We start from the raw sequence: 26,716 nt of genomic DNA, 5'->3' as shown, positions 1-26,716 counted from the left end.
CCCCGCTCATCCCCGGCGCGCCGGGCTCATAGGACCGATCCGGCAGGCCGCCGCTCCGGACTACATGGCGCATGTCCGCAAAGCGCGGCGGATCGGCGGGCGAAACGGTTCACGAGGCGTGCAGTGTCCGCGAGGGTGACTCCCGTAGCGCCCCGGTGCCGCCGTGCGGCGGGCAGCGCGGTCCCAGTTGGACCATCCCCCACGTGTGAGTTCTGGGTCGGTCAGTTGCTCTCGCAGACCGGGACGGCTCTCGGCGGGCGGAGGGCGTGGACGACGGGGCCCCAGGCCAGTTCGCCGAGCATGGCATCGGCGCGGGGTGTCCCGCCGTAGCGGAATGTCGGCGAGGGATCGGCGGGACCCTCGCCGGGGAACCGTGGGCGGTGCCCGGCGTCGGCGCGGGTGAGCAGACGGACCGAGCGTCCGGCCGTGCGACGTCGTGCGGCCAGTTGTTCTGCGTACCGCAGCGAGGGCCACATGGCGTCATCACCACCGGCGATGAGCAGTACGTCGGCACGCGCCCGCTCCACCGGAATCGCGGCGGCATCCAGGCGCGTGGCGAAGGTCCGCTCGCTGAGGTCGTACCACCCGCCGATGGCCACCGGCCCGTCGGCCCGCTCCGCCGGTCGCCAGGAGTCGTCCATGGGCACGAAAGGCAGCGGCCGCCCCCGCCAGGTCCAGGAGGAGCGGTGGGGATGTCGGTGGCCGTCGAGACCGGGTCCGACGTTGCACCAGACCAGGGCGGTCGGCGACACCGCGACGACCATGTCCACGAGCGGCTCATGCACCGCCGTGAGCAGTGCGGCCTCGGCGCCCTTGGAGACGCCGAGCACGCCGACGCGCTCCACTCCGCGAGACCGCAACAGGTCCACTCCCGCGATGAATGTCTCCAGGGGGATCTCGCAGATCCCGGCCGCCTGACCGGGCCCGCCGAACCAGCGTATGGCCAGGGCGACAAGGCCCTGCTGAGCCAGAAGTTGCGCTCGCCGCCGGTCGACACGACCACTCGACCCCGCCAGGACCAGGACTCCGGCGCAGCTGCCCGCGGCCGGCTCCAGCAGGACCCCTTCCCAGGGAGCCGTCACCTTGTGCTCGACGATCTCCGACGCGCTCTCTCCGTCACGCATGCGCGGTGCCCACGTCTTCGACCACCACGCAGGCGTCCCTAGCTGTCGAGCGTCTTCGCCAGCACCGCGCGCTGCAGCGGCAGCACCTCGGAGTGCAGGTCACGGCCCTTGCGGGTGAGGGACACCCAGACGCCCCGCCGGTCCTCCACGCACATGGAGCGCTCCACCAGACCGTCCTTCTCCAGGCGGCCGATCAGCCGGGACAGCGCGCTCTGGCTCAGATGCACCCGCCCGACCAGGTTCTGCACCCTGCACTGGTCGCCCTCCCGGGGCGACTCGGTGGCGAGGATGTCGAGCACCTCGAAATCGCTCGCTCCCAGCCCGTGCGGATGCAGCACGCGGTCGATCTCGCACATCGTGCGCGCGTGCACCGCCAGGATGTCCCGCCACCGTTCCTCGAGGCCGGTCGAGACCGTGTTCAGTGCCATACATGCACGGTAACACCGAAGCGGCCATTTGTTGTCTGTGCAACTAGTGTATGTGCAAGGAAAGTGTCAGCCCTGCGGATCCTGGGTGATCCCGACCAGGTTGCCGTCCGCGTCCTTGACGAAGGCGATCAGCTTGCCGCCGCCGACGTCCTGGACGTCCTGGAGCGTCTCGGCCCCGGCCGCCACCAGCGCCGCGAGCGTCGTCCGGATGTCGTCGACGTGCCAGTACGGCACCGGGCCGGTCATGCCCCGGGCGTGCCCGTTCGGGTCGAGGCCGACGTCCTGGCCCGCGTCCTTGAAACCGACGTAGTACGGCTCATCCGCATACGGCTCCACCCCCAGTAGCGCGCTGAACAGGGCCTTCGCCGCGGCCAGATCCTTGACGGGGTAGATGATCGTCTTGAGGCCGGCAGTCATGGTGCGCTCCTTCGTGAGGTCGTCCCGACGGTCCGCGTCGGTGATCTCACGCTAGGCCGGGGGAGGACGTGCGCGCTTCTCCGATCCTGATCGGTCACCGCCCGCAGGAGACGAAGACGCCGGGTCAGGTGGTCATGAGCGCATTCCGATGCATACTCGCCCAGTCGGGCGAGGCGCCTTCTCTTCGGGGGCGCCGGCCACCGGCCCCTCCGACGCCCGGTCTCAGGCCGACTCGCGTCGGACCAGTTCCGTGGGCAGGATCACCGCTGCCGGATCCTCTCCGCCCAGCTGGGCCAGCAGCACCCGCACCATCTCGGCGCTGATGCGGTCGTAGGGCTGGCGGATCGTGGTGAGGGGAGGGGTGGCCTCGGTCGCGGCGATGGAGTCGTCGAAGCCGCCGACGGCCACGTCCTCGGGGATCCGGCGGCCCGCTCGGCGCAGTGCCGACAGGGCGCCAAGCGCCATGAGGTCGGAGGCGACGAACACGGCGTCCAGGTCCGGAGCCTGCGCCAGCAGCCGCTCGGCGCCGGCCTCCCCGGCGGCCCTGCTGTAGTCGCCGGAGACGACGAGCCGCTCGTCGATCCCGACGCCCGCCTCCGTCAGCACCTCCTTGTAGCCGGCGAGACGGTCGACACCGCCCGGCGAGTCCAGCGGACCGGTCACGATGCCGATCCGGCGGCGGCCCAGGGACAGCAGATGGCGGACCATGTCACGGGCGCCGTCACGGTCGTCCGCGGCCACGTAACTCACCTTCGAGCCGGACCTCATGGGCTTGCCGCACTGCACGACGGGCACGCCCGCCTTGTGCAGTTCCTCGGCCACCGGGTCCGCGGAATGGCTGGTGACCAGCAGCACGCCGTCGAGGTGGCCCGCCGTGATGAACCGCTTGATACGGCGCCGCTCGTCCTCGGTGCCCGCCAGCATCAGCAGCAGGGGGATGTCGTGCGCGGCCAGCGCCTGGGTGCAGCCGCGCAGCAGCACGTTGAAGTTGGGGTCCTCGAAGAACCGCTCCTGGGGCTCCGTGAGCAGGAAGCCGACCGAGTCGGAGCGGCCGGTGATCAGCGAGCGGGCGTGCCGGTTGACGACGTAACCCGTCTTGCGGATGGCGGCGTTGACCGCCTCCAGGGCGGGCGGGCTGACGTAGTGTCCGCCGTTGAGGACGCGCGAGACGGTGCCCCGCGAGACCCCGGCCTCGCGGGCCACGTCGTGGATCGTCGGTGGCTTGCGCCGGCCCCCCGCACTGTTCATGGTCAAGACTCTAAGCCCCGGTGGGCGGCACGAGGGTGCTCGAGCGGTGGGACGGCACGGACGGGATGCGACCGTACTGGGATCGTGCACAGAAATGTCGACTGTCAGGCCCTTGGCAAGGGTCACCTCTGTACGGTTATCTTGGGCCGCGTACTTCTGGAGCCGTGTGTGCACGTTCCCAACTACTCGAAACGGGAGAGACCCATGCCGGAGACCACCCCCAGGGGCCTCACCAGGCTTGCCTTCGGCGGGGACTACAACCCGGAGCAGTGGCCCGAGAGCGTCTGGGACGAGGACGTCCGGCTGATGCGCGAGGCCGGGGTCACCATGGTCAGCGTAGGGATCTTCTCCTGGGCGCTCCTGGAGCCGGAACCGAGCGTGTACGACTTCGGCTGGCTGGACCGGATCCTCGGCCTGCTGCACGAGAACGGCGTCCGCGTCGATCTCGGCACGCCCACCGTCGTCCCGCCCGCCTGGTTCTACCGCGCCCACCCCGACGCACTGCCGCTCACGGCCGACGGCACCCGCCTCGCGTTCGGCTCGCGCGGCGCCATCTGCCACAGCAACAGCGCCTACCGCGCGGCCGCCGCGGACATCACCACCCGGCTCGCCGAGCGCTACGCCGACCACCCGGCCCTTGCGATGTGGCACGTGCACAACGAGTACGGCGTCCCCGTCTCCGCCTGCTACTGCGACTCCTGCGCCGCGCACTTCCGCCGCTGGCTCGAGGCGACGTACGGCGGCGTCGACGGTGTCAACGAGGCCTGGGGCACGGCCTTCTGGGGCCAGCACTACACGACCGTCGAGCAGATCGACCCGCCGCGCACCGCGGCCACCGTCGGCAACCCCGGCCAGGCGCTGGACTACAAGCGGTTCGCCGACGCCACCATGCGCGAGAACTTCGTGGCGGAGCGGGACATCCTGCACAGGCTCTCCCCGAACGTCCCGGTCACCACCAACTTCATGACCGCGCTCAGCCAGTGTGACTCCGTCGACTACTGGGCCTGGGGCCGCGAGGTCGACATCGTCACCAACGACCACTACCTGATCACCGACGGCCGCCGCACCCACGTCAACCTCGCCATGGCCGCCGACCTCACCCGCTCGGTGGCGGGCGGCGCCCCCTGGATCCTGCTGGAGCACTCCACCTCGGGCGTCAACTGGCAGGCCCGCAACCCCGCCAAGGCCCCCGGTCAGATGGCCCGCAACTCCCTGGGGCACGTGGCCCGCGGCTCCGAGGGTGCCATGTTCTTCCAGTGGCGACAGTCGCGGCGCGGCGCCGAGAAGTTCCACTCGGCGATGGTCCCGCACGGCGGCACCGACACACGCGTGTGGCGCGAGGTCGTCGAACTGGGCGCCTCCCTGGACTCGTTGAGCACGATCCGCGGCACCCGCACCCAGGCGGACGTGGCCGTCCTGTGGGACTGGCACTCCTGGTGGGCGCAGAACCTCGACTGGCGCCCCAGCGAGGACCACGACGCGCGCGAGCGTGCCGACGCCTTCTACGAGGCCCTCTACGACCGTCACCTCACGGTCGACTTCGCCCACCCGGAAGCCGACTTGTCGGCTTATCCCCTTGTCGTCGTCCCCGCCCTGTATCTGATGACGGAGGCCGCCGGGAACAACCTCAAGGCGTACGTCGAGAACGGCGGCACCCTCGTCGTGTCGTACTTCTCCGGCATCGTCGACGAGCACGACGCCGTCCACGAGGGTGCCCATCCGGGCGCGCTGCGGGACGTCCTGGGCCTGACCGTCGAGGAGTTCTCGCCGCTCCTGCCGGACCAGCTGGTGCGGATCACCGGACCCGACGGCTCCGAGCTCACCGGCGACGTGTGGACCGAGTTCGTCGTGCCGCGCGGCGCCGAGACGGTGTGGACCTACGCCGACGGACTGGCCGCCGGTCACCCCGCCGTCACCCGGCACCGGCACGGCGAGGGCACGGCCTGGTACGTCTCCACGCGCCTGGCTGCCCAGGGCCTCGACGTCCTGCTCGGCTGGGCCGCCGAGGACGCCCAGCTCCCCTCGCGTGCCGACCTGCCCCACGACGTCGAGGTGGTCCGGCGGAACGGAGAGACCGGTTCCTACGTCTTCGTGATCAACCACACCACCTCGGAGGCCAAGGTGCCCCTGGACGCGGCAGGCACCGAACTGCTGACCGGCGAACGTGCCGCGGGCCGCCTCGCCGTCCCGGCGGGCGCCGTCCGGGTCGTCCGGCTCGACGCCTGAACCGACTCCCCTCCGCCCGCGAGACCACGAGCCGCGGGCGGAGGGGGCCTCACCCCGAGAGGCCCGCAAGCCCACGGCCCGTCCTCGCGACCGGGGTGGGCTTCGCGGCTCGGGTGGGGCTGCGGCCCGGGTCGGTCTCGCGGCTCGGGTGGGCCTGCGGCCTGGGTCGGCCTCGCGGCTCGGGTGGGGCTGCGGCCTGGGTCGGTCTCGCGGATCGGGTGGGGCTGCGGCCTGGGTCGGTCTCGCGCACCGCGTCCGTCTCGCGCACCGGGTCGGCCTCACGCCTGGGACCGGTTGGATGCCCTGGACCGGGTTCACGGCTCGGACGGGCCGGACGGGCCGGATTGTCCTCACGCTCGGGACTGGCTGCACGCTTCAGATCGCCCTAAGCCCCGGACCGGCCGCAAGCCCCTGGGCCAGCCTCACGCCTGGGACCGGCTGCACGCCCTGGACCGGATTCACGGCTCGGACGGGCCGCACGTCCCAGATTGGCCTCGCGCCCCGGACCGGCTGCACGCCGCAGACCGGCCTCGCGCCCCGGATCGGCCGCAAGCCCCTGGGCGAGCCTCACGCCCGGGACTGGCTGCACGTTTCAGATCGGCCTCATGTCCCGGATCGGCCGCAAGCCCCTGGGCCAGCCTCACGCCCGGGACTGGCTGCACGTTCCAGATCGGCCTCATGTCCCGGATCGGCCGCAAGCCCCTGGGCGAGCCTCACGCCCGGGACTGGCTGCACGTTTCAGATCGGTCCTCATGCCCCGGATCGGCCGCAAGCCCCTGGGCCAGCCTCACGCCCGGGACTGGCTGCACGCTCCAGACCGGCCTCACGCCCGGGACCGGCCGTACGCTCCAGATCAGCCTCATGTCCCGAACCAGCCGCAAGCCCCCGGGCCAGCGTCACGCCCCGGACGGCTCCGGGCCGCGACCAGGCCGCGATCCCCGGGCCAGCCCCAAGCCCTTTGGACGCACCCGGTGTTTGCCCTCCCCGACCGCCATGCGCACCAACAGCCCTCTGTCCCAGAGGAGTTGATCTCGGACAAGCTCGGTGAGTCCGGGACAGGGCGGCTTCGGCTGCGGGACAGTGGACCCACGCAGAGGGAGGGGCGGAGGGGACGAGATGCTGAGGATCCCGGCCGGCCAGCGGCGTCTGGACATCCTGGAGTGGCTGAAGGACCCGGCCGCGCACTTCCCGCCGCAGCGGCACGGTGACCCCGCCCGGGACGGAGTCACCTCCGACGCCATTGCAGGCAAGCTCGGCGTGCCCCGCTCCGTCGCGGAGACCCACCTCGGCCTGCTCGTGAACCTCGGTCTGCTGCGTACCAGGAGAATCCGGTGGCGCACGTACTACCGTCGCGACGAGATGCGCATCGCCGAGGTGGCGCGCATGTTCGAGAAGGGCTGGTAGTGACCCGCACCGGAAGGGCAGGCACCTGATGGACCGTTCCACCGCACTGACTCCCCGCCACTACGTCGCGATCGGCGGCCACGGACCCGAGGACGTGGTCGCCGACGCCCGCGGACGGGTTCTCACCGGAGTGGCGGACGGCCGGATCCTGCGCATCGACGGACTGACGGAACCGTCCGCCGCCCGCGTCGAGGTGCTCGCCGAGACCGGCGGCAGGCCACTCGGTCTCGAACTCCTCCCGGACGGTGGTCTGTTGGTGTGCGACGCCGAACGCGGACTGCTGGGCGTCGACCTCGCCGACGGCACCGTGCGCGTCATCGCCGACGAGGTGGCGGGGGAGCGGCTGCGGTTCGCCAGCAACGTGGTCGCACTGTCCGACGGCAGCGTGTACTTCACCGTCTCCAGCCGCCGTTACCCCCTGGACCAGTGGATCGGCGACATCGTCGAACACACCGGCACCGGCCGCCTCCTGCGCCTGGCACCCGGCGACGACACTCCCGAAGTCCTGCTGGAGGGACTGCAGTTCGCCAACGGCCTCGCCGCGAGCGGCGACGAGTCCTTCCTGGTCGTCGCCGAGACCGGGGCCCGCCGGCTCACCCGTTACTGGCTCGACGGACCCGAGGCCGGACGCGCCGAACCCCTCGCCGAGAACCTGCCCGGCATGCCTGACAACATCTGGCGCGGCGGACCCGACGGCCCCATCTGGGTCTCGCTCGCCGGCCCCCGCGTGCCCCCGCTCGACCTGCTGCACCGCGCCGTCCCACCGGTCCGCCGAGCCGCCGCCCGTGTCGCCGTACGCGCCCCCTACCGCCCCACGGGCAGCATCGGTGTCCTCGCGGTCGACGACACGGGCGAGGTCGTCCACCACCTCGCCCGCAACCGGTCCGGCTTCCGCATGGTCACCAGCGTCTGCGAGGCCGCCGGCCACCTGGTCCTCGGCAGCCTCTGGGAGCGCGGCATCGCGCTGTGCGAGCCGCCCGCCGCGAAGTGACCCCGGCGGCGCCCCGGCGTTACCCTGGTCCTCGGTCGCGATCACCCTCGCGGCGCGGCGGTGGGGCCCGCCGTACCCGAACCGCGGCGAAGGCGCCGCCAACGGTCCCTACTCGCGATGGAGCGCGCCCGTGTGCCAGGGCCCCGGCGAGTAGGAGAGACACGACCATGACAGCCCCGGAGAGCCTCCGTGCCCCCGCCGGACCCACGCGCCCGTCGCTCCTGCACGGTCAGGCGCCGGTCGTCGCGGTGGTCGCGCTGGGCGGCGCCCTCGGAGCCGTCGCCCGGTACGCCCTCTCCCTCCACTGGCCCGCGCCGCCCGGCGGATTCCCCTGGGCGACCTTCTGGACCAACGTCGTCGGCTGTGCCGTCATCGGCGTGTTCATGGTCGTCATCACCGACGTGTGGGCCGCCCACCGCCTGGTCCGCCCCTTCTTCGGCACCGGTGTCCTCGGCGGCTTCACCACCTTCTCGACCTACGCCGTCGACATCCAGAAACTCGTCGATCACGGCCGGCCCGCCATGGGCCTGGCCTATCTCGCCGCGACACTGCTCGCGGCCCTCACCGCGGTGTGGCTGGCGTCCACGGCGACCCGCCGCGTCCTGAAGTGGAGGCAGCCATGACGAGGCTGACCGGCAGCGCCCTGCGCGTGACCGTCTACGTCGGCGAGAACGACACCTGGCACCACAAACCCCTCTACACCGAGATCGTGCATCGCGCCCACGCTGCGGGGCTCGCCGGGGCCAGCGTCTTCCGCGGCATCGAGGGTTTCGGTGCGTCCTCCCTGATCCACACCTCCCGGCTGCTGTCCCTCAGCGAGGACCTGCCGGTGGCCGTCGTGATCGTCGACACCGAGACCCGCGTACGGGAGTTCCTTCCGCAGCTCGACGAACTCATCACCGAGGGCCTGGTGACCCTCGACCACTGCGAGGTCATCCGGTACGTCGGCCGCGACGGCACCCAGGACACAAGTCGGGGCAGAACGGGCACGAAGGGTAAGAAGTCGTTGTGAACTGGCTGCTGGTCGTCACAGGTGCCATGGTCGGCGCCCCGCTCCGCTATCTCACCGACCGCGCGGTGCAGTCCCGGCACGACTCGCTCTTCCCCTGGGGCACCTTCGCCGTCAATGTCACGGGCTGTCTGATTCTCGGCCTGCTCACCGGCGCCGTGGCCGAGGGAGCTGCCGGATCCCGCCTCCAACTCCTCCTGGGCACCGGTCTGTGCGGGGCCCTGACGACGTACTCGACCTTCTCCTACGAGACTCTCCGGCTCGGCGAGACCGGGGCACGTTTCTACGCCGCGGCCAACGTGGCCGCGAGCGTGGTGGCCGGTCTCGGGGCGGCCTTCGCGGGCGTGGCGCTGGCGCAGGCCGTGTGGGCGTAGGCATCGGCGCTTGTGCGCGTGTAGTAAGACTGGGGCCTCCGCACCTGCCTTCCCCTGAGAAGAACTGGATCCCATGAGCGTCATCAGCGTCGGTCAGGCCGTCGTCCTCGGAGCCGTCGAGGGAGTGACCGAGTTCCTGCCCGTCTCCTCCACCGGCCATCTGAAGATCGTCGAGGGTTTGATGAACATCCCCGTCGACGACGACGCCGTCGTCGGGTTCTCGGCCGTCATCCAGGTCGGCGCGATCGCCGCCGTGCTCGTGTACTTCTTCAAGGACATCGTGCGGATCGTCTCCGCGTGGGGGAGGGGGCTCGTCAACAAGGAGGAGCGCTACCACCACGACTACAAGTTCGCCTGGTGGGTGATCGCCGCGACCATCCCGATCGTCATCGTCGGTCTGGCCGCCAAGCCGCTCATCGAGGGAGCGCTCGCGTCCCTGTGGGTGGTCGCGGGCTCCCTGATCGTCGGCAGCGGTGTGATGTGGGCGGCGGACCAGATGGGGCGGCACAAGCGTGGTGAGGACGACACCTCGTTCAAGGACGCGATGCTGGTCGGCAGCTCGCAGATCCTCGCACTGCTCTTCCCCGGCTTCTCCCGCTCCGGCGCGACCATGTCCACGGCCCTGATGCTCGACCTGGACCGCGTGGCCGCCACCCGACTGTCGTTCTTCCTCGGCATCCCCGCCCTCACCGGCGCCGGCATCTACGAGCTCAAGGACGCCCTCGGCGCGGGCGTGGGGGCGGCTCCGCTCGCCGTCGGCACGGGCGTGTCCTTCGTGGTCGCCTACGGCTCGATCGCCTGGCTGCTGAAGTTCGTGGCCAAGCACTCCTTCAACGCCTTCGTGGTCTACCGGATCGTCGTGGGCCTGCTGCTCTTCGGCCTGCTGGCCACGGGAACGCTCGGCAGCTGACCGCCACGGGGGTGCGAGGCGGCTCTCCCTGCTCGCACCCCCGTGCGGCGGCTCTCCCTGCTCGCACCCCCGTGCGGCGGCTCTCCCTGCTTGCACCCCCGTGCGGCGGCTCTCCCTGCTTGCACCCCCGTGCGGCGGCTCTCCCTGCTTGCACCCCCGTGCGACGGTTGTCGCTCCTCGCCCCCCGTGCGGCGGCTCCCGCTCCTCGTACCCCGTGGGCCCGGCCCCTTGACAGCACCCTCTCGCCGCCCGGAGTATCTGTTCCGTGAACCTGTCAGACAGCCGGACAGCCAGTCAGCCCCCGCGGCGCATCAGCGCCATGGAGGCGGTGCTGGCGCATCTGCGTGACGCCATCGAGCGCGGGGAGTACGCCATCGGCGACAAGCTCCCCTCCGAAGCGGAGCTCTGCCGCACCCTGGAGATCAGCCGGCCCGTCCTGCGCGAGGCCCTCAGGGCCCTGCAGACGATGGGCCTGACGGTCTCCAAGACCGGCAAGGGCACCTTCGTCGTGGCCAACGCGGTGGAGGACCCCACCTTCGGCGACTACGCGGCCAGCGACCTCCTGGAAGTGCGCCGCCACGTCGAGATCCCGGTCGCCGGGTACGCGGCCCGGCGCCGCACCCCCGAGAACCTGGACCACCTGGCCCACCTGCTGGACCGGATGGAACGGGAGACCGACACCACGGCGTGGGTCGCGATGGACACCCTCTTCCATCTCGCCGTGGCCGAGGCCGCCCAGAACCCGGTCTTCCGCCGGGTCATCGAGGAGATCCGGGACGCACTGGCGCGTCAGTCGGCGTTCCTCAACGAGCTGGGCGGCCGCCGTGAGCAGTCCAACCGCGAGCACCGCGCGATCGTCGAGGCGCTGATCGACGGTTCCGAGCACGACGCGGTGGAGGCCATGTCCCACCACCTCGACCGCGTCGAGACCACCCTCACCGACATCGTGCGTCCCTCGCGCACGGGTACGGACACCCCCACGGAAGGCGAACCCCAGGCGTGAGCGAGCAGAGCCTGCACGACGATGTGCAGAAACGTTCCGGCCATGTCGACGCCGGAGACGAGGGCTACAGCAAGTCCCTCAAGTCACGACACGTCAACATGATCGCCATCGGCGGCGCGATCGGCACCGGCCTCTTCCTCGGTGCCGGCGGCCGCCTCGCCGACGCCGGCCCCTCCCTGTTCATCGCCTACGCCGTCTGCGGCGTCTTCGCCTTCCTCGTCGTACGCGCCCTCGGCGAACTCGTCCTGTACCGGCCCTCCTCCGGCGCCTTCGTGTCGTACGCCCGGGAGTTCCTCGGCGAGAAGGGCGCCTACGTCGCCGGCTGGATGTACTTCCTGAACTGGGCCACCACCGGCATCGCCGACATCACCGCCGTCGCCCTCTACACCCACTACTGGGGCATGTTCTCCGACATCCCGCAGTGGGTGATCGCCCTCATCGCGCTCGCGGTCGTCCTCACCGTCAACCTCATCTCGGTGAAGATGTTCGGTGAGCTGGAGTTCTGGTTCGCCATCATCAAGGTGGGCGCGCTCGTGGCGTTCATGCTGATCGGCATCTTCCTGCTGGCCACCCAGCACCCGATCGACGGCCACCACCCCGGCCCGTCCCTGATCACCGACAACGGCGGCGTCTTCCCCAGCGGCCTGCTGCCCATGCTCCTGATCATTCAGGGCGTCGTCTTCGCCTACGCCTCGGTCGAACTGGTCGGCGTCGCCGCGGGCGAGACCGAGAATCCCGAGAAGATCATGCCCAAGGCGATCAACTCGATCATGTGGCGCGTCGGCATCTTCTACGTCGGCTCGGTCCTGCTGCTCTCGATGCTGCTGCCCTGGAACAAGTACAGCGCCGGCGAGAGCCCGTTCGTGACCGTCCTGTCCAACATCGGCATCCCGGCGGCCGGCGGTGTGATGAACCTCGTCGTCCTCACCGCGGCCATGTCCTCGCTCAACTCCGGTCTGTACAGCACCGGGCGCATCCTGCGCTCCATGGCGATGTCCGGATCCGCCCCGAAGTTCACCGGCGTGATGAGCCGCAGCCAGGTCCCCTACGGCGGCATCCTGCTCACCAGCGGCATCTGCGTCCTCGGCGTCGGCCTCAACTACGTGGTCCCCGCCGACGCGTTCGAGATCGTGCTGAACTTCGCCGCCATCGGCATCCTCGCCACCTGGGGCATGATCATGGTCTGTCACCTGCTCTTCTGGCAGAAGACCGAGAAGGGCGAACTCACCCGTCCCGGCTACCGACTGCCGGGATCCCCCTGGACCGAACTCGTGACGCTGGCCTTCCTCGCCTCCGTCCTGGTTCTCATGTACGCCGACGGCGGCGCCGGCCGCACCACGGTGCTGTGCCTCCCGCTGATCGTCGCGGCACTGGTCGCCGGTTGGTTCGCCGTCCGGCGCAGGGTCTCCCGTACCTCCACGGAGAGCCGATCCACCGGCGCGTGATCGCTCGCGCGCTTACCGAGCCCGAATCGACCGGCACGCACGCGTGACCCGCGTGACGTTCCCGGAGAAGCAGGAAGTGATGCACAGCAGTCCCGTCGCGGCCGCACCCCTGGTCCGTGAACCCCTCCACGCTCCCGTCGCCCACCTCATCCGCGGTGGGTTGGTCGAGGGCACCCACTACGGTTCCGTCGTCGTTCTCGACAGCGACGGGGACGTCCGTTTCCAACTCGGTGACATCGAGGCCGCGTTCTATCCGCGGTCCGCGCTCAAGCCGGTCCAGGCCGTCGCCATGGTCCGGGCCGGGCTGCCGCTGGAAGGCGAGCTCCTCTCGCTCGCCGCGGCCAGCCACTCCGGCGAGGAACGCCACCTCGCCGGGGCCCGCCGGATCCTGGAGCTCGCGGGTGTGTCCGAGGACGACCTGCGCAATGTCCCGGACATGCCGTTCGGCCCGGCCGTCCGGGACACGTGGATCCGGGAGGGCCGCGGGCCCTCGCGGCTCGCGCAGAACTGCTCCGGCAAGCACGCGGCGATGCTGTACACGTGCGTGCTCAACGACTGGCCTCTCGAGGGGTACCTCGACCCCTCGCATCCGCTCCAGCAGGCGATCGCCGAGATCGTTGAGGACCTGACCGGGCAGCGGATCACGCGGGTGACCGTCGACGGGTGCGGTGCGCCTTTGTTCTCCGTCTCGCTGCACGGCCTTGCCCGGGCCGCGGCACGGATCACCTCGGCGGCCCCCGGCACACCTGAGGCGCGGGTCGCCGACGCGATGCGGGAGCACGCGGAGATGGCGTCCGGGGCGGGGCGGGACGTGGCCGCGCTGATGAAGGCCGTGCCCGGGCTGCTCGCGAAGGACGGGTTCGAGGGCGTTCAGGTCGCCGCGCTTCCGGATGGGCGCGCTGTCGCCGTGAAGATCTCCGACGGGGCGAATCGGGCGCGGGTGCCGGTTGCTGCGGCGGCGTTGGCGTGGGCCGGGGTCGATCCCTCGCTGCTCACCGAGTTCCAGGGTGAGGCGCTTCTTGGAGGCGGCCTCGAGGTCGGGTGTGTGCGGCCCGTTCGTTCGCTGGAGCCCGTTGGTGTCCCGGCTTGCGCCTAGTGGCTCGGGCGCACCTGTCGTTCGGCGGGTGCGGTCCGTCTGTGGCTGATCGCGCAGTTCCCCGCGCCCCCAAAAAAACTCACCTGATCCCCATGGAAGAAGGAACCGCACCCTCATGACCGTCGCCCTCACCCGCAGCGAGCACGACCTCCTCGGCGACCGCGACGTCCCCGTCGACGCCTACTGGGGTGTGCACACCCTGCGGGCCACCGAGAACTTCCCCATCACCGGGACGCCGATCTCCGCCTACCCGCACCTCATCGACGCGCTCGCCGCCGTGAAGGAGGCAGCGGCTCTCGCCAATGAGGAACTCGGGCTGCTGGAGCCAAGGAAGGCCACCGCGATCGTCGAGGCCTGCCGGGAGATCCGGGACGGGAAGCTGCACGACCAGTTCGTGGTCGACGTGATCCAGGGCGGGGCCGGTACGTCGACCAACATGAACGCCAACGAGGTCGTCGCCAACCGGGCGTTGGAGCTGCTGGGGCACGAGAAGGGGCAGTACTCGTTCCTGCACCCCAACGAGGACGTCAACCTGGGCCAGTCGACCAATGACGTCTACCCGACCGCCGTCAAGATAGCGACGGTCTTCGCGGTACGTGGACTGCTCGAGGCGATGGCTGTACTGCAGGACGCGTTCGCCCGTAAGGCCGTGGAGTTCCGCGAGGTGCTCAAGATGGGCCGTACACAGTTGCAGGACGCGGTGCCCATGACGCTGGGGCAGGAGTTCTCGGCCTACGCCGTCATGATTGACGAGGACCGGTCCCGTCTTGACGAGGCCGTCCAGCTGATCCATGAGATCAACCTGGGTGCCACGGCGATCGGGACAGGACTCAATGCTCCCGCCGGATACGCCGAGTCGGCCCGGCGCCACCTGGCCGCCATCACCGGGCTGCCGCTGGTCACGGCCGCCAACCTGGTGGAGGCGACGCAGGACTGCGGTGCGTTCGTGCAGATGTCCGGTGTGCTCAAGCGGGTCGCGGTCAAGCTGTCCAAGAGCTGCAACGACCTGCGGCTGCTGTCGTCGGGGCCGCGCGCGGGCCTCGGCGAGATCAACCTGCCGCCGGTGCAGGCGGGTTCGTCGATCATGCCGGGGAAGGTCAACCCGGTGATCCCGGAAGTCGTCAATCAGGTGGCCTTCGAGGTGATCGGCAACGACGTGACCATCACGATGGCCGCGGAGGCGGGACAGCTCCAGCTCAACGCCTTCGAGCCGATCATCCTCCACTCCCTGTCGGAGTCGATCACCCACCTGCGCGCCGCCTGCCTCACCCTCGCCGAACGCTGCGTGGACGGCATCACCGCCAACACCGAGGCACTGCGCCGGACGGTCGAGAACTCCATCGGCCTGGTCACCGCCCTCAACCCGCACATCGGCTACACGGCCGCCACCGACATCGCCAAGGAGGCCCTGGCCAGCGGCCGGGGAGTAGCCGAACTCGTCCTGGAGAAGGGTCTGCTGCCGGCCGAGCGCCTGGCGGATCTCCTGCGTCCGGAGGTACTCGCCGGCAGCGGCACGGCACAAGCGATCTGAGGTCCGGCCTCCTTGCGCCGCATGACACCGGCGTTGCCGCGCCGCACCGACACGCGGCGCCGTCACACCCAGGGGTGAACCGCGCCGGGGGTGGTGCACCCGCCACAACCGAATGGTGGCGGCAGAACGAGAGACAGTCCCCCCTCGGGCGGTACCCGCTGATCGGCGCAGCCTGTGTCGCTATTCCCAGTAAAGTCTTATTAATGCTCATATCGTGAATTGTGCGGCCTTCGAAACAGGCCGTCTCCTGTCCTGGTGAAAGACCCTGCACTCTCTGCGCCGGGCGGAGCGATGGAATCCCTTCGGTGAGTCCACGAGAATTCATGCGTGTGGCCGTGACAGGTGGCGGCGGTTTTCTCGGTTCGCATCTATGCGAAGCACTCCTTCGGCGCGGCGACGAAGTCGTGTGTCTCGACGACTTCTCGACCGGCGACCCGGCGAACATCGCCCCCTTTCTCGGAGACCCGGCTTTCGAACTCGTCCGCGGGGACGTCAGTCTGTCCGTGGAGGTGTCGGGCACCGTCGACGCGGTGGCCCACCTCGCCAGCCCCGCCTCACCTCCCGACTACCTCGCCCGCCCGCTGGAGACGCTCGCCGTGGGCAGCCGAGGTACGGAGAACGCGCTGCTGCTGGCGGCGCGCCACGCCGCCCGCTTCGTCCTCGCCTCCACGAGCGAGGTGTACGGAGACCCCGAGGTACACCCTCAGGACGAGACGTACTGGGGCCACGTCAACCCCGTCGGCCCGCGTAGCGTCTACGACGAGGCGAAAAGGTTCTCCGAAGCACTGACCCAGGCCTACCGGACGAACCGCGGAACGAACACGGGAATCGTGCGGATCTTCAACACCTATGGCCCGCGCATGCGCCCGCACGACGGACGGGTCGTCTCCAGCTTCGTCGTCCAGGCACTCGCCCAAGAGCCGTTGACCGTCTACGGAGACGGAAAGCAGACCCGCAGTTTCTGCTACGTCGACGACCTGATGCGCGGAATCGTCGCCATGCTCGACCACGACGAACCCGGACCGGTCAACCTCGGGAATCCCGTCGAACTGACGGTCCTGCAACTGGCGGAACTCGTTCTCGACCTCACGGGATCGCAGGCCGAGATCCAGTTCCACTCGCTGCCGGTCGACGACCCCACCCGCCGCCGGCCGGCGATCGCCCGAGCGGCGCAGCGCCTGGGCTGGAGCCCCGAGGTCGGCATCGAGGACGGTCTGCGGCGAACGGTGGAGTGGTTCGCCTCCCGGCCGGACGACATCGCCGCCGCGCTCTCCGCGATCCGGGGCGGGCAGCAGGACGGCGTCGTCACGGCGGCCTCCTCCCGGCTCGGCGCGACCGTCGCCGCCGCGTCGTGACCCAGACGGATCACGGCGGGACGCCCGGCACCGCCCTGGACGGTGCTCCGGGCACGGCGCACACCGACGAGGCGATGCTGAGAACCCACCTGTGGAGTCTCTCGGCGGGCAACGTCGTCGACATGCCCGCCGACGGACCGGTTTTCGGCAAACCGCGCAAAAGGCTCACGCTCGGGCCGGCGTCCTGCGTTCCCCTGCTGGGGCGCCTTGACCGGATGAAGGTGTCCCTGCTCGCGGTCGGCTGGTGGGCCGCCTTCGTGTGCTTCTGGGAGTGGTGGCTGCGTCCGGAACACCGGGTCGGCATGGTCGGCTTCGCGGTGAACAGCGCCCTGCTGCTGTACCTGTCCGTGCTGCCCCTCTACTTCGTCGTCGTGATGGTGAGGCTGCGCACCTTCGACCCCGCTGTGGAGGTGCCCCGGCTGCGGACCGCGTTCGTGGTGACCCGGGCACCGTCGGAGCCCTGGCCGGTCGCCCGCACCACCCTGAGCGCGATACTGCGCCAGGAATTCCCGCACCCCTACGACGTATGGCTGTGCGACGAGGACCCGAGCCAGGAGATCCTGGACTGGTGCGAGGACAACGCCGTGCGTGTCTCCTGCCGCCGCGGTGCCGCGCCGTACCACCGCGACGTCTGGCCCCGCCGTACCCGGTGCAAGGAGGGGAACCTCGCGCACTTCTACGACCACTGGGGCTACTCCGACTACGACGTGGTCGCCCAGCTCGACGTCGACCACGTACCCCACCCCCGCTACCTGGGGGAAGTGGTCCGGCCGTTCGCCGATCCGGCCATCGGCTACGTCGCAGCGCCCAGCGTGTGCGACGCCAACGCCCGCACCTCGTGGTCGGCGCGCGGACGGCTGTACCGCGAGGCCACCTTCCACGGACCGATGCAACTGGGCCACTCCGACGGTCTGGCACCGCTGTGCATCGGCTCCCACTACGCCGTACGCACCTGCGCCCTCCAGGACATCGGAGGGCTCGGCCCCGAACTGGCCGAGGACTTCGCCACCACGTTCCTGCTGAACTCGGCGGGGTGGCACGGGGCGTTCGCCATCGACGCGGAGGCGCACGGCGACGGCCCCCTCACCTTCGCCGCCATGGTGACACAGGAGTTCCAGTGGTCGCGGAGCCTGGTGTTCATGCTGCTGGGCATGCTCCCGAAGCATCTGTGGCGCATGCCGGGCCGGCTGCGGATCCGCTTCGCCTTCGCCCTCTCCTACTATCCGCTGCTCGCGCTGACGACCACCGCCGGCCTGCTGCTGCCGCCGATCGCCGCGGTCACCGGCCGGCCGTGGATCAACGTGAACTACGGCGCTTTCCTCCTGCACTTCTGGGCCATGTCGTTCTTCCTGATCCTGCTCACCCTGCTGCTGCGCAGACGCGGCCTGCTGCGGCCCGTCGACGCGCCGCTGCTGAGCTGGGAGGGCTGGCTGTTCGGGCTGACCCGATGGCCATGGGTGGCCTGGGGTGCCGCGGCCGCGCTGGTGCAGCGCCTGCGGCCGAGGAAGGTCGTCTTCAAGGTGACGCCCAAGGTCCGCGACGGCATGGAGCCGCTGCCGGTGCGCCTGGTGCTCCCCTACCTCCTGATCACCGTCGTCCTGTCCGGCGCGGCCGTGATCGGGCAGCTGACCGGCCCCGCCCTCGGCTATGTGTTCCTGTGTCTCCTCGGCTCGCTCTCCTACGCGCTGGTGACCCTCGCCGTCAGCTTTCTGCACATCCGTGAGACCGCGAGGTCCGCGGGTGTGGGCGCGCACCGGGCGCTGCGGACGGCGATCATTCCGCTGGCCTCGGGTCTCGTCGCGCTTGTGCCGCTGGGTTTCGCGCTGCTGCTGTTCCCGACCTATGTGCGGGGCTTCCTTTCGGGCTGATGCCCGTGGCCGCCCGGCGCCCCGCCCGCAACGTCCCCCCTTCCCCTGTGACGAAGAACGAGGTTCTCGATGCCCGAAACCGTCCTGGTGACCGGTGGCGCCGGATTCATCGGCAGCCACACCTGCGTCGAACTGCTCGCCCACGGCTACGAAGTCGTCGTCGTCGACAACCACGTCAACAGCTCTCCCCACGCGCTGGAGCGCATCGCCAAGACCGCGGGCCGACCACTCGCCGCCGCCTACCAGGTCGACGTGCGCGACCGGTCGGCTCTCGGGCAGGTGTTCGCCACCCATCAGGTGGACGCGGTCATCCATTTCGCTGCCCACAAGGCGGTCGGGGAGTCGGTGGCGCTGCCGGTCGAGTACTACGACACGAACGTGGGCGGCACCTGCGCACTGCTGTCGGTCATGCACGAGCACGCCGTCCGACGGCTGGTCTTCTCCTCGTCGTGCTCCGTCTACGGTGACGCGCGGACCGTGCCCCTGACCGAGCAGAGCCCGGTGGCACCCACGAACCCCTACGCCCGCACCAAGCTGACGTGCGAGCGGATCCTGGAGGACGTCTGCGCCCACGTGACGGACATGAAGGTGCTCGCCCTGCGCTACTTCAACCCGGTCGGGGCCCACCCCGGCGGACTGCTCGGCGAGGACCCGCAGGGCGTCCCCAACAACGTCATGCCGTACGTCGCCCAGGTCGCCGTGGGCAGACGGGAGCGGCTGAGCGTCTTCGGGGACGACTACCCCACGCCGGACGGCACCGGAGTGCGGGACTACATCCACGTCATGGATGTCGCCGAGGGACACCGGGTGGCCCTCCAGCACCTGGACGACCGCACCGGCATGCGGGTGTTCAACCTGGGCACGGGCACCGGCACCTCCGTGCTGCAACTGGTCGCGGCCTTCGGTGAGGCGAGCGGCCGCCCCGTTCCCTACCAGGTCGTCGCCCGCAGACCCGGCGATGTCGCCGAGCTCGTCGCCGACGCGAGCGCGGTGGCCGAGGCCTGGGGCTGGACCACCACGCGTGACCTCGCCGCCATGTGCCGTGACGCCTGGCGGTTCCAGGAACTCAACCCCCACGGTTACGCCCGCTGACCCGTCGACTCGGTTTCCAAGACAGGAGTACTCCCATGCGGTTGACCGTCATCGGTACGGGTTACCTCGGAGCCGTGCACGCCGCGTGCATGGCGGACATCGGACACGACGTCCTCGGTGTCGACACCGACAGCGGGAAGATCGCGGCACTCGCGGCAGGCCGGGCGCCCTTCTTCGAACCCGGCCTGCCGGAGATCCTCGTCAAAAACACCCGTGCGGGGCGGCTGCGTTTCACCACCTCCCTGCGGGAGGCCGCCGACTTCGCCGACGTGCATTTCGTGTGCGTCGGTACACCGCAACGCGCCGATTCCCTGGCCGCCGACCTGCGCCATGTGAAGGCGGTCGTCGACGGTCTGGCACCGCTCCTCACCCGCGACAGCCTCATCGTCGGAAAATCCACCGTGCCGGTGGGTACCACCCGGACGCTGACCCGCAGGGTGACCTCACAGGTTCGCCCCGGCGTCGACGCCGAGGTCGCCTGGAACCCGGAGTTCCTGCGCGAGGGATTCGCCGTCCAGGACACCCTGCGCCCCGACCGGCTGGTCGTGGGAGTCACCTCGCCGCACGCCGACCGGACGCTACGCGATGTCTACGCACCGATGCTGCGGGCCGGTGTCGCCTACGTCAGCACCGATCCCGCCACCGCGGAACTGGTGAAGGTCGCCGCCAACTCCTTCCTGGCGACGAAGATCTCCTTCATCAACGCCATGGCGGAGGTGTGTGACGCCTCGGGCGCCGATGTGGTGACTCTGGCCGAGGCCCTCGGCCATGACGCCCGCATCGGGCGTGCCTTCCTGTCCGCGGGGCTCGGGTTCGGCGGCGGCTGTCTGCCCAAGGACATCCGCGCGTTCCTCGCCCGGGCCGAGGAACTGGAGGTGGGGGAGGCCGTGTCCTTCCTGCGCCAGGTCGATCAGATCAACCACCGGCAGCGGCGGCGTACCGTCGACCTGGCCCGGCAGCTGCTGGGCGGTGAGTTCGCCGGGCGGCGCGTCGCGGTGCTGGGCGCCACCTTCAAACCCGACAGCGACGACGTGCGGGACTCGCCGGCCCTGGCCGTCGCCGCCGAGATCGTCGCCCAGGGCGCCGACGTCCGCGTGCACGATCCGGAAGGCATCGACAACGCGCGGGCGGCACTGCCCGGACCGTCCTACACCACGGACGTCATGGAGGCGTGCCGGGACGCGGATCTGGTGCTGCACCTGACCGAGTGGCGCCAGTACCGCGCACTGGACCCGGTGAAGCTGTCGCAGGTGGTCCGGGCTCCGCGGATGATCGACGCGCGCAACGCCCTGGACCCGGCCCTCTGGCGGGAGGCCGGCTGGCACGTCCGCGCTCTGGGGCGTCCGGTCCACGTGCCGACGCCAGGTCCTGGCGACGCCCTCCGGGTGACGATCCCTCAGGCGGGCGGACCGGTCTCCACGGCTCCCACGCCGGGCGATCCGCTCAGCGGCGCTCCGAAGTAGTCCACCTGACCGGGGTCGATCCCCATGGCCCGCAGGTCCACCGCAGCAGCGGCCAGCGTGTCGGCGCACCGTCCGGCGAGTGCACCGCGCGTCGGCTCGCTGCCGCGCAGGTTCGGACCGGCCGCGGGCACCGCGACCGGGGCGAGGCACGGGTCGCGGTCGGTGCCGGTGACCTGCGCGCCCAGCGACTCCTGACCCGTCTCCTGGCGCCACGTGGCCATGTCGCTGTACTCGCGCCCGCCCCACAGCAGGGCCCAGCCTCCCGAGCTGTGGTAGTCGTTGCCCTGCATCACCACGGACGACGCGTCGAAGGCCCCCTGCGCCGCGACGACCGGCGAGCCGTCCGTGACGAACACGTTGTTGCGCACGGTGACGCCGCGCAGGCTGGGCTCGAGTCGGAGCGCCGGTGCGCGGACGGCGCCGTTCGCCGTGGTCAGCACCGTGTTCTGGTAGATCGAGAGGTCGCTGACCCGCCATCCCAACGCGACGATGCCGCCGTAGTGCGGGAGCTTGCGGCCGTCGTTGTGGCTGATGTTGTACCGGATCGTGTTGTCCCGGTGAGCCGTGTTCGGGGCGGCGGAGTACGCCAGGAAGCCCGAACCGTCGTTCCCGTAGGCAAGGTTGTACTGCATCAGCGAGTGGGACACGTTGTTGTCGAGGCCGAACCCGCCGCCGTCCACCGTGGAACCGGTGTGGTTGCCGTAGGAGACGTTCTTCTCCAGCGTCATCCACGACGAGTCGTACGTCCAGATGCCCTCGGGGCCCTCGACGGCGTCCGGTGAGGACGAACGCCCGTTGTCGTGGCTGACGGACTGCTCCACCAGGCCACGGTGGACACTTCCGAGGACGATGCCGCTGCCGGTGTTGCGGTCGGCCGCCTGGGGGTCGCCGACATTCCGGTACGCCGTCACCCTCGACACCGTCACGTCGTCGTGCGCGTAGGCGGGCGCGTCCGCGGAGAAGGGCGGACCGTCCGCCACGAGACCGGCGTCCTGGTTGTCGTGCAGTGCGCAGTCGCTGATCACCACGTCGCGGAAGCCGGATGCCTCGGTGCCGCCGTGCAGCCGGAGGCCGTTGCGGAAGCCCGACACCTCGACATCCGAGACCCGGACGTACGGCAGCTTCCGGTCGCCGGGCAGATCGTTGACGAAGGCGATGCCCTCCTGCGATCTGTAGGACGCGGTGTCGCCGACGAGGGTCAGGTCACGGATGACGACTCCGCTCGTGTTGTGCACCTCGATGGCGCGTGTGCCGCGGGCCGTGATCGTCGCGCGGCCCTCTCCATAGGACTCGATCACGACAGGCTTGCGGGCGTTGCCGGCGTCACCCTGGCCGATGCTCAGTCTGCCCGGAAAACGTGCCCCGGCCTTCAGCCGCAGACGGTCGCCCGGCTTGAACCGCAGGGCGTCGGCGCGCAGGAGTGTGCGCCAGGCGGTCTGCGGTGTCCGACCGTCGTCGCCGTCGTCTCCCTGAGGACTGAGATAGAACGTTCGTCCGTCCTTGGGGTTCTCCAGCAGGGGTACGTACGGGGCGGGCGCGCTGCATCCGGCCAGCAGCAACGCGGTCGCGCACAGGCAGGCCGCGGTACTGCGCCGCAGCGGACCGGCGACCGCCCAGGTGCTCTTCCGGTGGGCCGACCGCTGCAAGCCGGTGGCTCCGTCGCCTTCGTTCCGCTGGCGCAACATCGCTCCTGTCTGCTCGATGGCCGAGCGGACCCCGATTCATGGAGGCCGCAGACTCACCCTGACGTGCGAGGCAGGGATGGGTGGGCCAGCACGCGGAGTTCGGCTCAAGACATGCCTGATTGGCCTCCTGCCGGTACCGCTGACGGAGACCCGGAGACGCTCCCGAGACAGGCGTGCGGCATGATGACGCTCATGTCCCCGCAGTTCCAACCGGTCCTGGAGCGCATCGCCGCCGAGATCGAACGGACCCCCGGCCGCGGCAGGCCCGCCGACTACATCCCGGCGCTCGCTGCCTGCGACCCGCGCAGCTTCGGCATGGCCGTCGCGGAGCTGGACGGCACGGTCTACGGCGTCGGGGACTGGCGCGTGCCGTTCTCGACGCAGTCCATCACCAAGGTCTTCACCCTCGCGCTCGACCTGGCCCGCGAGGGCGACCAACTCTGGGAGCACGTGGGCCGCGAGCCCTCCGGCAACCCCTTCAACTCCCTGGTCCAGCTGGAGTACGAGAACGGCATCCCGCGCAACCCGTTCATCAACGCGGGCGCGCTGGTGGTCACCGACCGCCTCCACAGCCGTACCGGAGACGCGGCCGGCGAACTGCTCGACTTCCTCCGCTCGGAGTCCGGCAACCCCACCCTGGACTTCGACATGGAGGTCGCCGCCTCCGAGTCCGCGCACGGCGACCGCAACGCCGCCCTGGCCCACTTCATGGCGTCGTACGGCAACGTCGGCAACCCGGTCCCGGTCCTGCTCGACCAGTACTTCCGGCAGTGCTCGCTGCGGGCCTCCTGCTCCGACCTCGCTCTCGCCACCACGTTCCTGGCCCGGCACGGAGTGCGCGCCGACGGCACGCGGCTGCTCACCCAGAGCCAGGCCAAGCAGGTGAACGCAGTGCTGCTGACCTGCGGGACGTACGACGCGGCAGGCGACTTCGCCTACCGCGTGGGCCTGCCCGGCAAGAGCGGTGTGGGCGGCGGCATCATCGCGGTGGTCCCGGGCCGCTGCACCCTGTGCGTATGGAGCCCGGGTCTGGACGAGCGGGGCAACTCCGTGGCGGGGGTGGCGGCCCTGGACAGGTTCACGACGCTGACGGGTCTGTCCGTGTTCTGAGCGGGGGTGAGCGCATCGCACCCGACCACGCACCGGTCACACCCCGGTCGTCACCGCGTCGCCTTCCAGCCACCCGAAACTGACACGCTGCTGACGTGTTGGCCAAGGTTCCCGTAGATCTCCGTCGCTGCCAGATCCTCGGTCTGGTCGGCACCGCCTTTCTCGCCGCAGGTGGCGAGACCTCAGGAGCTCTGCCCGTCCGTGAACTCCTGACCCCGGCCTCGCCCCAGGCGGCACTCGGCCTGGTCGGTGCCTACTTCGGCGTCGTCCTGCTGATAGCGGCCTGGCTCCTCCTCGGCCGCCTCGTGCGCAGCCCCGAACAGCGGCCCAGCACGCGCGAACTCATGGCCGTCCTTGTCATCTGGTCCATTCCGCTGCTGCTCGCGCCGCCCCTGTTCAGCCGGGACGTCTACAGCTACCTCGCCCAAGGCGCCATGGCCGACGCCCACATGGACGTCTACAGCCATGGCCCCGCCCTGCTCGGCGGTCCCCTCGCGGACGAGGTCGCCCCGACGTGGCGCAACACGGCCGCCCCGTACGGCCCCGTGTTTCTCGGCGTGGCCTCCGCGCTGGCGAAGGCGTCCCACGGCGAACTCCCCGCCGGTCTGCTCGGGATGCGGCTCGTCGCCCTGCTCGGCGTCGCTCTCATGGCGGCCGCCCTGCCCCGGCTCGCCCGCCACAGCGGCGCAGATCCGGCTGCCGCGCTCTGGCTCGGCGCCCTCAACCCGCTCGTGCTGCTGCACCTGGTCGCCGGTGCCCACAACGACGCCGTCATGCTCGGTCTGCTCGGCCTCGGCCTGGTCGCCGCCCTTGGCCGGTGGCCGATCCTGGGCGCGGTCCTCGTGACGCTCGCCGCGCTGGTGAAGGCGCCCGCCGTCCTGGGGCTGGCGGCGATCGTCGTGCTGCGGATCCGGGCCGGTGACCACCCGGCGAGGGCCGTCCTGACAGCCACCGTCTCGGCGGCCGTCACCACGGTCGCCGCCACGGCCGTCGCGGGCACCGGCTATGGCTGGATCGGCGCCCTCAACACCCCTGTGTCTTCCGGCAACTGGGCCCTCACCAGCCTCCTCGGCCGCGCCACCGGAGCCCTGCTGGAACGTCTCGGCAGCGACCTGGCCCCGCTGGCCGTCCCGGCCTGGCACGCCCTCGGGGTCGTGACAGCCGTCGCCGTCATCGGCCACATATGGCTGCGCCTTCGCCCGCGCCCCGTCTACGCCCTGGGCCTGAGCCTCGCCACCGTCGCCGCCCTCGGCCCGGCGATCCGCCCCTGGTACGCCCTGTGGGGACTGTTCCTGATAGCGGCTGCCGCGCCCAGCGCCTCGGTACGGCACCGGGTGGCCGCCGTGACGGGCGTGCTCGCGCTCGCCACCCTCCCGAACGGCGGCCCGGCCGATGCCGGGCAACTCGTCCTCGCCGTCTCCGGAGGCGTCCTCGCCCTGGTCGTGCTCGTCCAGGCCCATCAGACGGCCCAGGCCCCGATGACGGGACACACGGCATGAGGACATACGGCATGAGGGCGCCGACCACGGATCGCGGCCGACTGCTGCTGGTCCTCGCAGCCGGCGCCGCCGTCACCGCCTTCACGGCGACGGTGCCGCTCCTGCGCGACTGGTTCGACCTGCGCGTCTACCACGGAGCCGTCGACACCTGGATCCACCACGGCGGACGGCTCTACGACTACCGGGTGCCGGGGACGACGTACGGCTTCACCTACCCGCCGTTCGCGGCCGTCGCCATGCTCCCGATGGCCCTGTTCGACCTGCGCACGGCGATCGCCGTGGGTCTGCTGCTCAATCTGGCGGCACTGGCCGTGGTCGTGCGGCTCCTCACCGGCCGGGCCTGGCGGCGGTACGGCTGGTACGGCTGCGCTCTCGGCGCCTGCGCGCTCGCGCTGTTCGAACCGCTGCGCGACACCTTCAGCTTCGGCCAGGTCAACCTCCTGCTGCTGGCCCTCGTCCTGCTCGACGGGTGGCTGCTCGCGACGGGCCGGGAACGCCGGGCCGGTGTCGGAATCGGTCTGGCCGCCGCCGTGAAGCTCACGCCGGCCCTCTTCATCGGCCTGCTCCTGATCGCCCGGCGCTGGCGCGCGGCGGCTGTCGCCACGGTCGTGGCCCTGGCGGCGACGGGGTTCGCGGCCGTCGTGGCCCCGGACGCCTCACGTTTCTACTGGACCGACGCCCTGTGGGACACGACCAGGGTGGGCCGCCTCGACTACGTCTCCAACCAGTCGCTGCAGGGCATCCTGGCGCGGCTCGGCGAACCGGACCGCGCGGTCTGGGCGGTCGCCGTGGCGCTGACCCTCGGCGTGTGGGCCGTACGGGGCCGGCGGGCCGTGGTGGCGGGGGACTGGGCGGCCGCGTTCGCGCTGACCGGGCTGACCGCGTGTCTGGTGAGCCCGATCACCTGGGTGCACCACCTGGTGTGGCTGCTGCCCTCCTTCGCCGTGCTCGTGCGTACCGGGCACCTGCGGATCGCGGGCGCCCTGTACGCGGTGCTGTGCACCAGCGTGGTGTGGCTGTGGTTCGACGACGCGTCGGGCATCGACGGCTTCCTCGGCAGCAACACCTACACCTGGATCACCCTCGGCCTGCTGCTGTGGCTGCCGGTGGGTCAGCCGCGAGGGGCAGGCCCGAGCCGGGACCGCAGCGCCAGGGCCATCGACCCCGCACCGAGTCCGGCGGCGCCCAGGATGGCCCAGGTCTCCAGCCAGCCCGGCCCGTCGTCGGCCGGTGCGACCGCCGCCGCGACCGGCACGGCGTCGGGCCCCGGCCGCGGTCTCGCCCGCAGCGCGTCCAGCGAGCCCACCGGATCCACCCGCCCGGCCGCGCCGAACCCCCAGTCGAGCAGCCGGCGCGCCTCCTCGTAGACCGCGAAGCCACCGCCCGACTGAGGGTTCATCACCGTCACGACCAGCGTCCGGTCGCCCCGGCGGGCGGC

General features: G+C 70.8%; 23 protein-coding genes. 18 read left to right on the top strand and 5 right to left on the bottom strand.

The genetic code is table 11. The annotated features are described in order from the left end of the window. Positions 1 to 221: 221 nt before the first annotated feature. The 4 genes from BFN33_RS05960 to BFN33_RS05945 all read right to left on the bottom strand — a co-directional run bounded on the left by BFN33_RS05960 (position 222) and on the right by BFN33_RS05945 (position 3,223). Complete coding sequence (locus BFN33_RS05960; RefSeq protein WP_069758726.1) at positions 222 to 1,124, bottom strand: acyl-CoA thioester hydrolase/BAAT C-terminal domain-containing protein; 903 nt, start codon at positions 1,122 to 1,124, stop codon at positions 222 to 224. A gap of 38 nt (positions 1,125 to 1,162) precedes the next feature. Then, positions 1,163 to 1,552 (bottom strand): MarR family winged helix-turn-helix transcriptional regulator, encoded by a 390-nt coding sequence (locus BFN33_RS05955; protein ID WP_069758725.1) that lies wholly within the window; start codon positions 1,550 to 1,552, stop codon positions 1,163 to 1,165. A 66-nt stretch (positions 1,553 to 1,618) separates the two neighbouring features. Beyond that, on the bottom strand, positions 1,619 to 1,969 hold the full coding sequence (locus BFN33_RS05950; protein ID WP_069758724.1) for a VOC family protein: 351 nt from the start codon (positions 1,967 to 1,969) through the stop codon (positions 1,619 to 1,621). A gap of 222 nt (positions 1,970 to 2,191) precedes the next feature. Beyond that, entirely contained in the window at positions 2,192 to 3,223 is a 1,032-nt protein-coding gene (locus BFN33_RS05945; protein WP_069758723.1) for a LacI family DNA-binding transcriptional regulator, read from the bottom strand. Positions 3,224 to 3,421: 198 nt separating this feature from the next. Between BFN33_RS05945 and BFN33_RS05940 the strand changes: the two genes are divergently transcribed. The 15 genes from BFN33_RS05940 to BFN33_RS05870 all read left to right on the top strand — a co-directional run bounded on the left by BFN33_RS05940 (position 3,422) and on the right by BFN33_RS05870 (position 20,984). Then, the gene (locus tag BFN33_RS05940; RefSeq protein WP_069758722.1) at positions 3,422 to 5,443 is read left to right on the top strand and encodes a beta-galactosidase; all 2,022 of its coding nucleotides are present in this window, start codon (positions 3,422 to 3,424) and stop codon (positions 5,441 to 5,443) included. Positions 5,444 to 6,559: 1,116 nt separating this feature from the next. Continuing rightward, positions 6,560 to 6,847, top strand: coding sequence for a helix-turn-helix domain-containing protein (locus tag BFN33_RS05935; RefSeq protein ID WP_069758721.1), 288 nt, complete (start codon positions 6,560 to 6,562; stop codon positions 6,845 to 6,847). Positions 6,848 to 6,875: 28 nt separating this feature from the next. Continuing rightward, positions 6,876 to 7,838: an SMP-30/gluconolactonase/LRE family protein gene (locus BFN33_RS05930; protein ID WP_069758720.1), complete on the top strand. Its 963-nt coding sequence runs from the start codon at positions 6,876 to 6,878 to the stop codon at positions 7,836 to 7,838. Between the two features lie 167 nt (positions 7,839 to 8,005). After that, the gene (gene crcB / locus BFN33_RS05925; protein WP_069758719.1) at positions 8,006 to 8,461 is read left to right on the top strand and encodes a fluoride efflux transporter CrcB; all 456 of its coding nucleotides are present in this window, start codon (positions 8,006 to 8,008) and stop codon (positions 8,459 to 8,461) included. Then, positions 8,458 to 8,850, top strand: coding sequence for a DUF190 domain-containing protein (locus BFN33_RS05920; protein ID WP_069758718.1), 393 nt, complete (start codon positions 8,458 to 8,460; stop codon positions 8,848 to 8,850). The genes crcB (BFN33_RS05925) and BFN33_RS05920 overlap by 4 nt, the downstream gene beginning before the upstream one ends. Continuing rightward, positions 8,847 to 9,221: a fluoride efflux transporter CrcB gene (crcB, locus tag BFN33_RS05915; protein ID WP_069758717.1), complete on the top strand. Its 375-nt coding sequence runs from the start codon at positions 8,847 to 8,849 to the stop codon at positions 9,219 to 9,221. The genes BFN33_RS05920 and crcB (BFN33_RS05915) overlap by 4 nt, the downstream gene beginning before the upstream one ends. Positions 9,222 to 9,294: 73 nt before the next feature. Further along, positions 9,295 to 10,131 carry an undecaprenyl-diphosphate phosphatase gene (locus BFN33_RS05910; RefSeq protein WP_069758716.1) on the top strand — a complete coding sequence of 279 codons (837 nt, stop codon included), beginning with the start codon at positions 9,295 to 9,297 and terminating at the stop codon, positions 10,129 to 10,131. Between the two features lie 319 nt (positions 10,132 to 10,450). Continuing rightward, entirely contained in the window at positions 10,451 to 11,134 is a 684-nt protein-coding gene (locus BFN33_RS05905; protein ID WP_069758715.1) for a FadR/GntR family transcriptional regulator, read from the top strand. After that, positions 11,131 to 12,579 carry an amino acid permease gene (locus BFN33_RS05900; protein WP_069758714.1) on the top strand — a complete coding sequence of 483 codons (1,449 nt, stop codon included), beginning with the start codon at positions 11,131 to 11,133 and terminating at the stop codon, positions 12,577 to 12,579. Before BFN33_RS05905 ends, BFN33_RS05900 begins: the two co-directional genes overlap by 4 nt. 79 nt (positions 12,580 to 12,658) lie before the next feature. Then, on the top strand, positions 12,659 to 13,675 hold the full coding sequence (locus BFN33_RS05895) for an asparaginase (RefSeq protein WP_069758967.1): 1,017 nt from the start codon (positions 12,659 to 12,661) through the stop codon (positions 13,673 to 13,675). Between the two features lie 115 nt (positions 13,676 to 13,790). Beyond that, positions 13,791 to 15,206, top strand: coding sequence for an aspartate ammonia-lyase (aspA, locus tag BFN33_RS05890; RefSeq protein WP_069758713.1), 1,416 nt, complete (start codon positions 13,791 to 13,793; stop codon positions 15,204 to 15,206). 323 nt (positions 15,207 to 15,529) lie between these two features. Next, entirely contained in the window at positions 15,530 to 16,561 is a 1,032-nt protein-coding gene (locus BFN33_RS05885) for an NAD-dependent epimerase/dehydratase family protein (protein WP_079140642.1), read from the top strand. Next, positions 16,558 to 18,429 (top strand): glycosyltransferase, encoded by a 1,872-nt coding sequence (locus tag BFN33_RS05880; RefSeq protein WP_069758711.1) that lies wholly within the window; start codon positions 16,558 to 16,560, stop codon positions 18,427 to 18,429. Before BFN33_RS05885 ends, BFN33_RS05880 begins: the two co-directional genes overlap by 4 nt. 69 nt (positions 18,430 to 18,498) lie before the next feature. Further along, entirely contained in the window at positions 18,499 to 19,521 is a 1,023-nt protein-coding gene (galE, locus tag BFN33_RS05875; RefSeq protein WP_069758710.1) for a UDP-glucose 4-epimerase GalE, read from the top strand. A gap of 35 nt (positions 19,522 to 19,556) precedes the next feature. Further along, the gene (locus BFN33_RS05870) at positions 19,557 to 20,984 is read left to right on the top strand and encodes a UDP-glucose/GDP-mannose dehydrogenase family protein (RefSeq protein WP_069758709.1); all 1,428 of its coding nucleotides are present in this window, start codon (positions 19,557 to 19,559) and stop codon (positions 20,982 to 20,984) included. On the opposite strand, the gene BFN33_RS05865 is transcribed toward BFN33_RS05870, so the two are convergent. Continuing rightward, positions 20,918 to 22,669, bottom strand: coding sequence for a right-handed parallel beta-helix repeat-containing protein (locus BFN33_RS05865; RefSeq protein ID WP_176742305.1), 1,752 nt, complete (start codon positions 22,667 to 22,669; stop codon positions 20,918 to 20,920). The two genes, BFN33_RS05870 and BFN33_RS05865, sit on opposite strands and share 67 nt — an antisense overlap. 180 nt (positions 22,670 to 22,849) lie before the next feature. On the opposite strand from BFN33_RS05865, the gene BFN33_RS05860 reads away from it, so the two are divergent. The 3 genes from BFN33_RS05860 (at position 22,850) to BFN33_RS54120 (ending at position 26,645) form a co-directional block, all read left to right on the top strand. Then, the gene (locus BFN33_RS05860) at positions 22,850 to 23,779 is read left to right on the top strand and encodes a glutaminase (protein ID WP_069758708.1); all 930 of its coding nucleotides are present in this window, start codon (positions 22,850 to 22,852) and stop codon (positions 23,777 to 23,779) included. A 95-nt stretch (positions 23,780 to 23,874) separates the two neighbouring features. After that, complete coding sequence (mptB, locus tag BFN33_RS05855; RefSeq protein WP_069758707.1) at positions 23,875 to 25,278, top strand: polyprenol phosphomannose-dependent alpha 1,6 mannosyltransferase MptB; 1,404 nt, start codon at positions 23,875 to 23,877, stop codon at positions 25,276 to 25,278. Positions 25,279 to 25,289: 11 nt separating this feature from the next. After that, entirely contained in the window at positions 25,290 to 26,645 is a 1,356-nt protein-coding gene (locus BFN33_RS54120; RefSeq protein WP_069758706.1) for a glycosyltransferase 87 family protein, read from the top strand. Positions 26,646 to 26,716: the final 71 nt, after the last annotated feature.

Origin of the sequence: Streptomyces sp. LUP47B, assembly GCF_001746295.1 — a bacterium.
GTDB lineage: Bacteria > Actinomycetota > Actinomycetes > Streptomycetales > Streptomycetaceae > Streptomyces.
Note: the sequence above shows the minus strand (reverse complement) of the source record. Positions and strands in the feature narration are given on the sequence as shown.

Bases quoted from the DNA above. Each gene is read 5' to 3' on its own strand.
- BFN33_RS05960 (WP_069758726.1), bottom strand. From the start codon at position 1,124: ATGCGTGACGGAGAGAGCGCGTCGGAGATCGTCGAGCACAAGGTGACG.
- BFN33_RS05955 (WP_069758725.1), bottom strand. From the start codon at position 1,552: ATGGCACTGAACACGGTCTCGACCGGCCTCGAGGAACGGTGGCGGGAC.
- BFN33_RS05950 (WP_069758724.1), bottom strand. From the start codon at position 1,969: ATGACTGCCGGCCTCAAGACGATCATCTACCCCGTCAAGGATCTGGCC.
- BFN33_RS05940 (WP_069758722.1), top strand. From the start codon at position 3,422: ATGCCGGAGACCACCCCCAGGGGCCTCACCAGGCTTGCCTTCGGCGGG.
- BFN33_RS05935 (WP_069758721.1), top strand. From the start codon at position 6,560: ATGCTGAGGATCCCGGCCGGCCAGCGGCGTCTGGACATCCTGGAGTGG.
- BFN33_RS05930 (WP_069758720.1), top strand. From the start codon at position 6,876: ATGGACCGTTCCACCGCACTGACTCCCCGCCACTACGTCGCGATCGGC.
- crcB (WP_069758719.1), top strand. From the start codon at position 8,006: ATGACAGCCCCGGAGAGCCTCCGTGCCCCCGCCGGACCCACGCGCCCG.
- BFN33_RS05920 (WP_069758718.1), top strand. From the start codon at position 8,458: ATGACGAGGCTGACCGGCAGCGCCCTGCGCGTGACCGTCTACGTCGGC.
- BFN33_RS05910 (WP_069758716.1), top strand. From the start codon at position 9,295: ATGAGCGTCATCAGCGTCGGTCAGGCCGTCGTCCTCGGAGCCGTCGAG.
- BFN33_RS05905 (WP_069758715.1), top strand. From the start codon at position 10,451: ATGGAGGCGGTGCTGGCGCATCTGCGTGACGCCATCGAGCGCGGGGAG.
- BFN33_RS05895 (WP_069758967.1), top strand. From the start codon at position 12,659: ATGCACAGCAGTCCCGTCGCGGCCGCACCCCTGGTCCGTGAACCCCTC.
- aspA (WP_069758713.1), top strand. From the start codon at position 13,791: ATGACCGTCGCCCTCACCCGCAGCGAGCACGACCTCCTCGGCGACCGC.
- BFN33_RS05885 (WP_079140642.1), top strand. From the start codon at position 15,530: ATGCGTGTGGCCGTGACAGGTGGCGGCGGTTTTCTCGGTTCGCATCTA.
- galE (WP_069758710.1), top strand. From the start codon at position 18,499: ATGCCCGAAACCGTCCTGGTGACCGGTGGCGCCGGATTCATCGGCAGC.
- BFN33_RS05870 (WP_069758709.1), top strand. From the start codon at position 19,557: ATGCGGTTGACCGTCATCGGTACGGGTTACCTCGGAGCCGTGCACGCC.
- BFN33_RS05865 (WP_176742305.1), bottom strand. From the start codon at position 22,669: ATGTTGCGCCAGCGGAACGAAGGCGACGGAGCCACCGGCTTGCAGCGG.
- BFN33_RS05860 (WP_069758708.1), top strand. From the start codon at position 22,850: ATGATGACGCTCATGTCCCCGCAGTTCCAACCGGTCCTGGAGCGCATC.
- BFN33_RS54120 (WP_069758706.1), top strand. From the start codon at position 25,290: ATGAGGGCGCCGACCACGGATCGCGGCCGACTGCTGCTGGTCCTCGCA.